Genomic DNA, 12153 nt, shown 5'->3' on the forward strand with positions numbered 1-12153 from the left:
ATGGGCGCGAAAGTCATGGTCCTCGGCGGTGGCGGACGCGAACATGCCATCGCCTGGAAACTAGCCCAGTCGGCGGCGGTGGCGGAGGTCTACTGTGTGCCCGGCAATCCCGGTTCGGCGGCGGAGGCCAAAGTCCATAATCTGGCCCTGAAGCCGACGGACGCCGGTCAGGTGGTTGCTGCCGCCCATGCGCTGGACATCGCGCTGGTCGTCATTGGTCCCGAGGCACCACTGGTAGCGGGCGTGGGGGACGCCCTGCGTCGGGCTGGTATCCCGGTCTTTGGCCCCAATGCTGCCGGAGCAATGCTGGAGGGCAGCAAAGCCCACGCCAAAGCCTTCATGGAACGGCACGGTCTTCCTACCGCCCGCTACGGACGGTTTACCGATGCCAGCGCGGCCCTCGGCTACCTGCGTGAGCATCCGTTGCCGGTAGTGGTCAAAGCCGATGGCCTGGCGGCTGGCAAGGGGGTCGTTGTGGCCTTGGCGCGCGCAGAAGCGGAAGCTGCAGTACGCGCGTTCCTGCAATGGGGCCCCATCGTCATCGAAGAGTTTCTGGAAGGTGAGGAAGCCAGTTTCATCGCCATCGTGGTGGATGGTCAGGTCCTGCCGCTGGCCGGATCGCAGGATCACAAGCGCCTGCGCGACGGCGATCGGGGTCCTAATACCGGTGGTATGGGCGCCTACTCCCCTACCCCCATCTTGGATACCGCCATGAGTGAGCGGGTGTTACGCGAAGTGATGTGCCCTGCGGCAGAGGGGTTGATGACGGACCGCACGCCCTACTGCGGCTTCCTCTATGCCGGTCTGATGATCGGTCCCGCCGGACCCAAGGTGCTGGAGTTCAACTGTCGGCTAGGCGATCCCGAGACACAACCGCTGATGATGCGTTTGCGTTCCGACCTCTATACGCTCTTGCTGACCGCGGCCCGCGGCGATCTACTGCCGAAGGCGCTCGCCTGGGACAGGCGCGCTGCCCTCTGTATCGTACTGGCTACTGCGGGTTATCCTGATCATCCGCAGCTAGGTGACCCCATTCTCGGCCTCCATAAGACGCAGGGGGATACGGTCAAAATCTTCCATGCCGGGACTACGACAGACCACGACACCGTCATTACGGCTGGTGGCCGGGTGCTCGGCGTCACGGCACTGGGAGAAAGCCTGGCGATTGCACAGCAGCGGGCTTATGCCGCCGTCGCCGATATCCGCTGGCCGGGCTTGCAGTATCGGCAGGACATCGGCTACCGTGGCCTGCGGCGCGCCTGATCGCGTTTTCGGCTGATGCTGCCTCGCCATCCGCGTCGTCAGGATATCCGCCGGGGGGTAGCGCATTTACGGCGCGGTGGAGTCATCGCCTATCCGACGGAAGGAGTCTGGGGACTGGGCTGCGACCCGCGCCAACGCCGCGCGCTGCGCCGGATTCTGGCCCTCAAAAGGCGCCCACAACATAAAGGCGTTCTTCTGGTAGCAGGCCGGGCGGCAGACACCCGGCGGTACTGGTCTGCGCAAGGAATAGACCCGGCCCTGCTGGCACAACTCTGGCCCGGAACGACGCTGGTACTGCCTGCCACACCGAAGGTCCCCTTCTGGATACGCGGACGCCATGAGGGCATTGCGGTGCGGATCAGTACCCACCCGGCCATCGTCGCCTTGTCTCACGCCTTTGGCGGCACCATGGTCTCTACCAGCGCCAATCCGGCAGGGCAACAACCAGCCCGTGACCTGCGCACCTTGTACCGCTATTTTGGTCGTTCCCTGTGGGTACTACCGGCCCGGCTGGGCGGTCAACGCCGCCCCAGCCGTATTGTCGATGCCCGCAGCGGCCGTATCTTACGGGAGTAACAGCATGCAACAGCCATCCTTAGACGAAATGGAAACCTTCCTCCGCAGCCTCCAGGATCGCGTCTGCGACGCCCTGGAAGCAGCAGACGGCACCGCAAAATTCCGCGAAGATCTGTGGGAACGGCCCAGCGGTGGCGGCGGCCGCACCCGGGTTATTGCCGACGGCGCTTTGCTGGAAAAAGGCGGGGTCAACTTCTCCAAAGTTCATGGCGACCAGCTTCCCCCCTCGGCTACCGCACACCGCCCTGAACTGGCCGGACAGACCTTCACCGCCCTTGGTGTCTCTCTGGTACTGCATTGCCGCAACCCCTACGTCCCCATCGTTCACATGAACTACCGATTTTTCTCGGCGGGACCGGTGTGGTGGTTCGGCGGCGGTGCCGACCTGACGCCCATCTACGGCTTTGAGGAAGACGCCCGGCATTTCCATAGCACCCTCAAAACCGCCTGTGATCGCCACGACTTGGGCTTTTATCCGCGCTTCAAAGCCTGGTGTGACGACTACTTCACCATCAGACACCGTCAGGAAATGCGCGGTATCGGTGGTATTTTTTTCGACGATCTCAATGGCGATGGCGCGCTTCTGCAGGCCTTCTGGGAGGATATGGCCAACAGCTTCCTCGCCAGCTATCTGCCCATTGTCGCCCGGCGCCGGGACCTGCCCTATGGCGAACGCGAGCGGCAATTTCAGCTTCTGCGCCGCGGACGCTATGTGGAATTTAACCTCGTCTATGACCGCGGCACCCTCTTCGGCCTACAGTCCGGCGGGCGCACCGAAAGTATCCTCATGTCCCTACCCCCCCTGGCAGCCTGGACCTACGACTGGCAGGGCGAAGCCGGTAGTCCCGAAGCCCGCCTCAAGGATGACTTCCTCACACCCCGGAATTGGGCATGAGCTACCGTCTGCTGCGCCCCCTGCTTTTTACGTTGGACCCGGAGCGCGCCCACACCCTGAGCATCGCTGCGCTGGCAGCACTGGGGCGCATGCCACAGAGCATGGCCTACCTGACAAAGCACTATAGCGTCACCGATCCGCGTCTGGCGCAGGACTTTTGGGGCCTGCATTTTCCCAACCCCGTCGGCCTCGCCGCCGGCTACGACAAGGACGCCCACGCCGCCGCCGCCCTCCCCGCCCTCGGCTTCGGCTTCATCGAAATCGGCACGGTAACCCCGCGCCCGCAGCCGGGTAATCCGCGCCCTCGGGTCTTTCGTTATCCGGCACAGCAGACGGTCATCAACCGCATGGGTTTCCCCGGTGAAGGGGCTGCCGCGGTTGCCCACAGACTGGCGGCATTATCTGGCCATCCGGTGCCTATCGGCATCAATCTCGGCAAAAACAGGGACACCCCGCTGGCGCAGGCGCAGGACGACTATATCGCCGCACTGGAGCTGCTCTTTCACTATGGCGACTATCTCTGCATCAATGTCAGTTCACCCAACACGCCGGGGCTGCGTCTGCTGCAGGGGGAGGAAGCCTTACGGGGGCTACTCTGTGCTGTTGCTGCAGCCAACCAACGTCTGGCCGTACAGTATCAGCGCGCGCCTCTGCCGCTGCTCCTGAAGATCGCTCCGGATCTGGATAATGCTGATCTCAACGCTATCGGTGGCCTAGCCTTAGGCGCGGAACCCCTGGTGGACGGTTTTATCGCCACCAATACTACTATAAAACGCCCGACCTCTCAGCCCGGGCTCTCCGAAAGCGGGGGCCTGAGCGGTGCACCATTGCTGGAACAATCCAATGCCGTCATCGCGCAACTCTATCGTGCGACGCAGGGACAGGTACCCATCATTGGCGTCGGTGGTATCCTCAGTGCGGCAGATGCCTATGCCAAGATCCAGGCCGGGGCCAGTCTATTGCAGGTCTATAGCGGGCTGATTTTTCGGGGACCGGAACTGGTGCGGGAGATTCTGGAAACACTGCCGGAGCTGTGGTTAAAGGATGGTTATCCCGATCTTGCGCATGCGCGGGGTAGTGCCGCCTGACATCCTCTCCGCCCCAGCATCCGAACGGTTCTTATGGCGATTTCATGATGACTTCGTATAATACGCGGGGTGGGTTACTACTGGTGAGATCAAAATAGCAAAAAACCGGTGACCGTAAGGCCACCGGATAGAGGGCTATTAGAAAACCGCCGATAACCCGCTGATACCAATCAGACCTTAGAACTTGGCCGCCACGCTGGCACCGACAAAAGCCGGTGCACTCGCCTGCGCGGTAATAAAGTTTCCGCCATATTTTGCACTCCGCAACTGTTCATATTCATACGGAATGTAGTTGGCATTAAAAATGTTATCCACATACAAGTTAGCAGTAACTTTTTTCACACCCATATCACCTGGCCGCCACGCATAACCCAGATTAAGATTGGTGATATTGTAGGGCTGCAAGGAAACGCCTGCAGGCGCTCCCTTATTGGTATTGATGTACTGGGAACCAACAACATGGTCGGTAACCCGTGCACTGAATCCGGCGTAGTGATAACCCAGACCGAAGTTGAGGTTGTACATGGGAACATCACCGACATATTCCCCACTACTGACGGATGCACCATCGGCGGCATCAAAATTCGACGTATATTTGGCATCGGTCAGACTATAGTTGATGAACGCATTCATATGGTAGGGTAATTTAGCATCCGCTGAAGCAGTCACCCCCTGATACAGTGCGCTGCCGACATTATACTGGAAGGTCTGTCCCGTCTGGTTATCATAGAAATAACCGAACTTATTGCTGAACATCCGGCGGAAATAAGCCAGTGATGTTTTGATATCACCGAAGTTATAGCGGATGCCCGTATCAATACTATCCACGTACTCCGGTTTGACCAACATTGGCCCAGGCGCTGGTGTAGAGCCTATAACCGCATAATAAGCACTGATATTAGGCACCTTATATACCCGGCCATAATGGAAGTACAAATCTGCATTCTTGGTGGCGAGGAAGCTCACCCCAAAAGATGGCTCCCAGTAGTTAAAGGTGTTACTGACACTACCCCCGTAATTGTAATAATACCCTTCACTATCATTACATGTCGTATCGACCAGGTAATACTTGACACCTGGAGTGATGATCAGACGATGATTGAACAAAGTGATACGATCCTGTAGGAAGACATCCCCATAATTACGGGTATCATGCTCATTCCATGCGTCATTGTAACCATTGATCATCGGCACAGCCGATTGGCCATACCAATACTCTGCCGAATGATCCTTACTGAACATATACAATCCACCGAGTGTGACGGTATTATCCGGCAAGAGGAAGATCAGAGACGGCATCAAGCCTGCATTACCGAAATTATCGACATAGCGCTGATACTGTGTACCATTATAGCTACTTCCGAATAATGCCGTCGGATTATAAGTATTACTTGGTCGACCCGCCTTGCTGGGATTGGCGTAGCTTTTTAGTGCTGTTGGCAACGGATAACCATCATATCCATTTTTGTAGGCCGCGTTGGCATAGGCCGTGCGGTCATTCTTATTCTGGGTTATAAAAAACTTGGCTTTGGCCAGCATATTCTGATTTAGAATGGACTTCCAACCCAAGATAGTGGTGTACGAGCTCGTAGTTGTATAATCATTCCAGATGTTGGGAGCCCACTGAAAACTTCGGCCGTATTTTTGTAACAAAGGTAATGGCACAGTTGATGGTTGTTGAGCAATCTCATGATTGTAGATAGTAATCAGTGAGAGCTGGGACATGCCGTGGTTGTAGGGCTGTACCGCCGCAAAATAGTAGTTGTTGTTGGTGGAGAAAACATGGTTGATAAAGCTGTGGAAAGGGCTGTAATAGTAGTTGGCATAAAGCTTGGTTCCCGTATACGGCAAAGCACCTGAGTTGACACCAAACCCACCGGCAGCACTATCACCGACGCCACCGGAGTAAAGTCCGCCACTACCCGAAACCTCGGCGTAGAATTTTGAAGTGGGCATACGCGGCTGATAATTCAGCGTCGCACCCAACGCATTGATGCCTGTCTCAGAAGGCGTGTTGGCACCGCTGTAAACCGAGACTCCCGAGAATTGACCCATGCCAATGGGCGTGAGAGCGTGGTCGTCACCCTGACCGCTCGTGCCACCACGGAATGTGTTAATCAGAGGTACACCGTCCAGATTTACGCCAATCTGATCGCTGTTGAAACCCTGGTAGGTAAAGGTGCTGTCACTGGTGGTAAGGTTACCGGGTCCAGTGCTGATTACGGTAAAGCCCGGAACATTGCGCAACACACTCTGAAAGTTTTCATTCGGGCTGGCATGCTTCACCAGTTCTTTACTCAGGGAGCCAGTGCCGCGCTCCGGCGGCGCTTCTTTCTCTACTTCGCCAATAGTCACCGGAGCACTGCCACCAGTGGGGGCAGTTGCAGCGGCCTCGGCACCACTGACGGCGGGCACCGTCACATTGGCGTGGGCGAGAACGGGTAAGGCACAGAGTGCCATGATTACTGCGGTGCGCAGAGTTGGGCAGTATGCCATGATAATATCCTCAGCAGGAGAAAACTTGTCATAAATCCTCTACAACCGCACAAGATTCTAGCAATACAATATGACATTATTATGAATTTTTAATGACAAATTTCTGACAAATAACGCTTTTATTTGGAAGCGTCACAGATGACAACAGAATCACAGGGCAAGGAAATAAAGATGGCACATGCAAAATCGTTGTATCCTTGCCACATGGCACAAAAAACGGAAATTATTGCCCTTTGCGCGCTCATCAATAGTGTATATCGAGGCGAAGCTGCCAAAGGTGGATGGACTACAGAGGCGGATTTACTGGGGGGCCAGCGTTGTGATGTTGCGATGCTGGAAGAACTCGCCGGGAGGCCGGACAGTTATTTCCTGGTCGCCACGAAAGAAAACCAAATGATCGCCTGCTGTCATTTACAACTTACCGAAGCAGAAGTAGCCGAATGCGGGATGCTCTCGGTTGCTCCACCGTGGCAAAATCAGGGAGTAGCCAATGCGTTGTTACATACTGCAGAGGAATATGCGCGAGGCACCTGGCAGGTCCAGCGTATGCGCCTGTGGGTTATCAAACAGCGTCCTGAACTGACCGCTTATTATCAACGGCGCGGATATCAATTTACCGGTGCCACCCTACCCTTCCCGGATGATAGTCGTTATGGCATACCCAAGGTTGCCGGGCTCTGCCTTCTCGCTATGGAGAAGGCATTAACGTTGCCAGCCTGACCACAATCAGATACTGAAGCGCTCAGGTTTCTGATTCCAGTCAAAGGCACCCATCATGTCGTAGGCATCGCGGTCACGGTGGTTGAGGGCCTGCAGACCAAAACGGGTTTCGATGAATTTGAGGATGCTGGCCGTGCTGGCCAGGTGATGGTCCACCAAACCCTGGCGCGCCCAAGGACTGATAAGCAGGGCCGGAGTACGGGTGCCGAATCCGTAGTCGTCCACCACTTTAGGCGGCAGCGAATCCCAGAAGCCACCGCCTTCGTCATAGGTAATGAAGATGGCGGTTTTGTCCCAGGCCGGACCATCAGCGGCAGCGCGCACCAGTTGCTCCACCCATTCCATGCCATAAACGGGTGCGCAGTCGGCCGGATGTTCGTCATGGGCGGCACTGGCCCTGACGAAGGAGACACCGGGCAGTTTGCCGGCACGGGCATCGGCGAGAAAGTCGTCACTGTCGCGCATACGACCGTCCTGCACATATTCTGGCCAACGCGGGTAGTACTGGAAGGGGTTATGGTGAGCCACATACAACTGACCCGTGTCAATCACCGCCGAACCATCACCGGGACCAAAAGCGGTCTTGAGCGCCCACGGTTTTACCCGATTCCAGTTTTCGTTATACCAGGCCCAGGATACTTTGGCGCCATCCAGACGGTCACCGATATTGTCGTAGGTCTGTGCCTCCGGGGGTGGAGATATCTTCAAGGCCTTCACGGCATCCGCATCGGTCGGTCCCTGCACCGGCGGCAGATCGTTGACCAAGACTTTTTTGTGGTCATAGGGCAGATCAAAGAAGCTGTGTTCCAGACCGGCCGCTTTCGGATCGAAGGGTGCGCACACCTCCTTGGGCGCATTGGGATAAACACAGGAACGAGCGGCCGCCAGATAAAGCGCATTACCGGTACTGCCGCCACTCATGGCCTGAAAGAAATGATCAAAGAGCGTGTACTGGTGCGCGACCCGGTGATAGAAGGGCAGATCTTCACCGGTATAATACCCCAGCACTGGACCACTGGGTCGAGCCAAATCAAAGGCGATCTGCTCAGGGCTCATCTTTTTGAATTCGTCCCGCGACAAAAGGGTTTTGCTACCGCCCGCCAAGGCTACGAAACGGTCCATCTTACCGTTATTAATCTCCGCTATCATGCGGAAAAACCGATGTTTCGGATCCCAATGTACATTGCCTTTGGCGGGAATATAGGGCGCCATGTGGAAGGGCTGGTTAGGCAATTGCACGTTCTGAAAACCCGGAATTTCCGTAGGTAACGGTAGGTTATCATAAGTGATACCCGCCGGATTTTTCTGCAAACCGAGAAAACGCTGGTCCAACTGTCCCTGTGCATCTAGCAAATTGATAATCTGTTGCCCGTTTTTTGGCTGGAAGGTACCGAAGTAATGATCAAAACTGCGGTTCTCCTGAAATATCACCACCACATGCTCAATCTTCTGACGCAGGAGATTTTCCTCGCTGACTCCCGCAGCACGTGCCACACCCAGCAGATGCGGGGCGGCGATAACTGCACCGCCCCCCAGTCCCAACTGCTTCAAAAACTGCCGACGATTTTGTGGCCCCATAGAAAATACCCTCGTTTCAATTACCCAGAAACCATCACACCTGCACTATGAGGAGTGGCTTGACAAATGCACTTCCACATTAAAATTGCTGGCATGTTTCGGCATATTCTTGGTAAATGGCGGATAAGCACCCTCTTCCACCGATTTCAGCGCCGCCTTATCAATTGGTCTCACACCACTGGATTGAGCAATTTTCGCCCACAGCAGTTGGCCCGACGGCGTCAGCCGGAAGGTGATCACGGCGGTGCCACTCAAATGCATCAGCCGGACGGCCTCCGGAACATGGGCATCGGCCTGAACCCGGGCGCGCACTATGCCAGCGTACTGATCTACAGCCGCCTCACGTGCAGCCATACTCGGCGCCGGGGGGGGCGGTGGCGGTGGTGGCGTGGTTACCGGCGGACTAGGCGGTACCACAGGTGCCGTAGGCAACGGTGTTTTGGCCATCAACGGCTTGGGCGCTGGCACGTGCTGCACTACCGGCTTCGGCTGGGGAATGGGATGAGGTAGCGGCTTAGGCACCGGCTTCGGATGTACTACCGGCTTCGGTGGCGGTGGCACCGGCTTGGGTTTGGGAGGTGCCGGTTGCACCATGTGAATAGCGATAATCTTCTTTACCATCGGCTTAGGTGGTGGCGTATTACTACTCCCCAAAATCAATCCACCTACTAGCACTACCTCTAACACTGCGCCAACCAACAATGCGCGTCCGAAATGCCCCTTCGGACGTTGTGGTGCCCAGGATGGATCACTGACGATTGTATTCACCGATTATATTCCTCATCTATATTCTCAACGCTCAATCCTGACAAAAGATTCAACCCTCTGTTCCTAATTACTCGCTTTCGCGGCAATCCCGATATCACTCACCCCGGCTTTCTGACAGCGATCTATCACATGAACGAAGTTCTGAAAGGGCACGCCCTTGTCGGCAGCGATAGTGATCTGAGTCTTGCCGGGATCGCTATCAGTGGCGAGCATTTTCTGCAGGCCGTCGAGATCATAGCGATGACCCTTTACATTCACCGATCCATCCTTATCGATATTGATGGTGTAGTGCGGATGCGGAAGCTGCTGTGCCTGACTAGCGGTCGGGAGCTGTAAATTCAGCCCCTTATCGGGGATCATTTGCAGCGTGATCATGATAAAGAACACCAGCAGGAAGAGCATGATATCAATCATCGGGATGATTTCCACCCGGCCCTTCTTCTGCTCGAAGTAACGGCGCTCCATCAACTGGCCCTTGCCACAGACAGCACTTCACCGCGCTGTTTATCACTGTTGTCCGGCGTGAGCATGGGCTGACCGTCCATCCGATTGAGCAGCATGGTCTTTACGGAATCCAGTTGCAGGAGAATCTGCCGTACTTGATTGTTGAAGGCATTGAAAGCGATCAGGCCGAGCATGGCGATAAACAGGCCGGTTGCCGTGGCGACCAGCGCGTCAGCCACACCACCGGTGACCGCCGCCGGAGCGTGTCCCGGCGCGGCCAGCACCGAAAAGGCGTGGAACATACCGATAATCGTGCCGAACAAACCCAGCAGCGGCGCTAAAGTGATGATAGTGTCCAGCAACCATAGGCGGCGATCCAGTTGCGGCGCCAATACCAGCACGCTTTCTTCCAGACGGCTGGCGAGAGCTTCGCCCTTGACCTGTCCGTGATGGGAAGCGGCCATTCGCAGCAAAGTGGCTTCGGGCAGGTCTCCGGCGCTTGTAGTCATTTTATTAAGCGTTTCACGATCCAGCCGACCATGGCTACCCAACTCCTGTACAAACACCAGCCCACGCAAAATGGTGCGCCGCAGGTACCAAAAGCGGTCCACTATCACCGCCAGCTCAACCAACAGCAGAATACCGAGTATGTAAAGAACGCCATCTGAATAGTTGGCGAGATGAATGAGATATTGCAGGTTCATGGTAGCCCCTCTTCAACCGAAAGGACCACCATAGCAAATCAATGTGACAGTTTTATGAACCTTTTATGACGTTTTTATATCAATGGCATTTTTCTTGTAACCCGGACAGCTTTTATCAAAGCGTTAGGACACAATCTCCAGCAGCACGCAACCCAAATCCAGTCATGGAAAAAGGTGAATTACTGTAATGGAATTGTTTGCTGTTCAGGCTGCTGTGGCGCCGTTGGCTGGCTGCTGGCCGGGGGCAACACCACCCCCGCCGGGGCTTGCGCACTGGCAGCCAATCCCAGCCGCTGCGAAAGAAGTTTTTGAAACTGCAAAGACAACGGCTTGTCACCAAAAGTCCCAATGCGGATATTGGCCCTGGTAACATCCGTCGCCATGGACGTCAGCGTCACCTTAGCCGTCTGTCCATCTTGGGTGGTACCTTCAAGCAAAAGCTTAGAAGGACTCTTGTGGATTTCACCGTTATAGCGAATGTTCATTTCTCCGAATGCCGCCTGGGACGCCGCACTGACCCGACTCACCGAAGTCGGGTAGAACGCATAGAAATTGGCGACCCCGCCGTTCTCCGCGTAAGCCACCGCCCCGCCGCCAGCTCCGGCTGCAAGGAGCGCAACACACCCGCCAAGCGGCAGTGTTGCCACCGCACCTGCTGCCACCGCCAACCACGCCAACCGCCGCTGCATCGCCATGCCAAACCCCCTAGCTCCGTGAAAAAACGGAAAAAATGGCTACAAAAAAACCCGGCAGAACCGGGCTTCTTCAGTTTTTTGGTACCGAGAGTCGGACTCGAACCGACACGATGTCACCACCACCGGATTTTGAGTCCGGCGCGTCTACCAGTTCCGCCATCCCGGCAAAATATCAGCGTATATATTAAAGGGTCTGCCCGCCCTAAGCAATACCGGGCAGGCAATCTAGAGATTAAGGCCATCCCCAGCCTGGGCCTCCCCACCAACCCCAAGGTCCCCAAGGTCCCCAAGGACCGCCACCCCAGCCCCCGTTAATAAAGACCCTACTCGTGGCGGGTTCTGGCACTTCCAGCGGCCACAGATACACGGTACTGGCTTGCAATTGCGGGTAAGGATACGCATACCCTCCAACCTTTTCCACCTGCACTCCCGTCACCGTACCCACAAAGGTAAGCTCCCTTCCCGCCGCGTAAAGCGCCGGGTCGTAGAACCCTGGGGCACAGGCGATAAATCGCCCTTCATCGGACTTTTTCTGACCCAGATAAGGCCGTCCATCCTGACGTAGTGACAGCGCCATTACCGTAAAGCAGGTCTCCTGAGCCTTCGGCCGTGCCTGAATCAGTATTCCACCCCAGCGCACCAGCTTTCCGTTTTCCGCCCCCGTCTGCGCCTGATGCGGTGTAATGGGCGGAAACTGCCCACTCACCGGCGTAACCGTTGCGCACCCCCCCAAAACTATCGCCGCGATCACACCCGCCAATGCCCTCAATGTGTTCATTGCAACCTCCTGCATCGCCATCGTTCACCGAACAAACACAGTGTAGACCATCTTCCTGAGCACATTACTGCGTCAAAGCAGGGGCCTGCAGGACCATATCAAACGTCACAAAAGTTTCACCAGACGACGCATGCCGACAAACAATCTC

General features: G+C 56.1%; 12 protein-coding genes and 1 tRNA gene. 5 read left to right on the forward strand and 8 right to left on the reverse strand.

Annotated features, from left to right (window positions below; all coding sequences use genetic code 11):
- From purD to H2515_RS10720, 4 genes are read left to right on the forward strand one after another with little or no spacing between them, the layout of a single operon-like run.
- Positions 1–1263: a phosphoribosylamine--glycine ligase gene (purD, locus tag H2515_RS10705; RefSeq protein ID WP_065412687.1), complete on the forward strand. Its 1263-nt coding sequence runs from the start codon at positions 1–3 to the stop codon at positions 1261–1263.
- A 15-nt stretch (positions 1264–1278) separates the two neighbouring features.
- A complete protein-coding gene (locus H2515_RS10710; RefSeq protein WP_065412688.1) occupies positions 1279–1839 on the forward strand; it encodes an L-threonylcarbamoyladenylate synthase in 561 nt (186 codons plus the stop codon).
- 4 nt (positions 1840–1843) lie between these two features.
- Complete coding sequence (gene hemF / locus H2515_RS10715) at positions 1844–2734, forward strand: oxygen-dependent coproporphyrinogen oxidase (protein WP_014028493.1); 891 nt, start codon at positions 1844–1846, stop codon at positions 2732–2734.
- Positions 2731–3822, forward strand: coding sequence for a quinone-dependent dihydroorotate dehydrogenase (locus H2515_RS10720; RefSeq protein WP_198660071.1), 1092 nt, complete (start codon positions 2731–2733; stop codon positions 3820–3822). The genes hemF and H2515_RS10720 overlap by 4 nt, the downstream gene beginning before the upstream one ends.
- A 177-nt stretch (positions 3823–3999) precedes the next feature.
- Here the strand turns inward: H2515_RS10720 and H2515_RS10725 are convergent, their stop codons facing one another.
- Positions 4000–6318, reverse strand: a complete 2319-nt coding sequence (locus H2515_RS10725; RefSeq protein WP_198660072.1) for a TonB-dependent receptor — start codon at positions 6316–6318, stop codon at positions 4000–4002.
- 171 nt (positions 6319–6489) lie between these two features.
- Between H2515_RS10725 and H2515_RS10730 the strand changes: the two genes are divergently transcribed.
- Positions 6490–7038: a GNAT family N-acetyltransferase gene (locus H2515_RS10730; protein ID WP_232821353.1), complete on the forward strand. Its 549-nt coding sequence runs from the start codon at positions 6490–6492 to the stop codon at positions 7036–7038.
- 6 nt (positions 7039–7044) lie between these two features.
- On the opposite strand, the gene H2515_RS10735 is transcribed toward H2515_RS10730, so the two are convergent.
- The 7 genes from H2515_RS10735 to H2515_RS10765 form a co-directional block, all read right to left on the reverse strand.
- On the reverse strand, positions 7045–8616 hold the full coding sequence (locus tag H2515_RS10735; RefSeq protein ID WP_198660074.1) for an alkaline phosphatase family protein: 1572 nt from the start codon (positions 8614–8616) through the stop codon (positions 7045–7047).
- Between the two features lie 45 nt (positions 8617–8661).
- Complete coding sequence (locus H2515_RS10740; RefSeq protein ID WP_198660075.1) at positions 8662–9384, reverse strand: energy transducer TonB; 723 nt, start codon at positions 9382–9384, stop codon at positions 8662–8664.
- A 63-nt stretch (positions 9385–9447) separates the two neighbouring features.
- On the reverse strand, positions 9448–9849 hold the full coding sequence (locus H2515_RS10745) for an ExbD/TolR family protein (protein ID WP_198660076.1): 402 nt from the start codon (positions 9847–9849) through the stop codon (positions 9448–9450).
- Positions 9849–10532 (reverse strand): MotA/TolQ/ExbB proton channel family protein, encoded by a 684-nt coding sequence (locus tag H2515_RS10750; RefSeq protein ID WP_198660077.1) that lies wholly within the window; start codon positions 10530–10532, stop codon positions 9849–9851. The genes H2515_RS10745 and H2515_RS10750 overlap by 1 nt, the downstream gene beginning before the upstream one ends.
- A 179-nt stretch (positions 10533–10711) precedes the next feature.
- Positions 10712–11227 (reverse strand): DUF3568 family protein, encoded by a 516-nt coding sequence (locus H2515_RS10755; RefSeq protein WP_198660078.1) that lies wholly within the window; start codon positions 11225–11227, stop codon positions 10712–10714.
- 79 nt (positions 11228–11306) lie between these two features.
- Positions 11307–11393, reverse strand: a tRNA-Leu gene (locus H2515_RS10760).
- Between the two features lie 66 nt (positions 11394–11459).
- The gene (locus H2515_RS10765; RefSeq protein WP_198660079.1) at positions 11460–12005 is read right to left on the reverse strand and encodes a Slp family lipoprotein; all 546 of its coding nucleotides are present in this window, start codon (positions 12003–12005) and stop codon (positions 11460–11462) included.
- Positions 12006–12153 lie beyond the last annotated feature (148 nt).

Origin of the sequence: Acidithiobacillus ferrivorans (assembly GCF_016250455.1) — a bacterium.
In the GTDB taxonomy this organism is placed as follows: domain Bacteria; phylum Pseudomonadota; class Gammaproteobacteria; order Acidithiobacillales; family Acidithiobacillaceae; genus Acidithiobacillus; species Acidithiobacillus ferrivorans.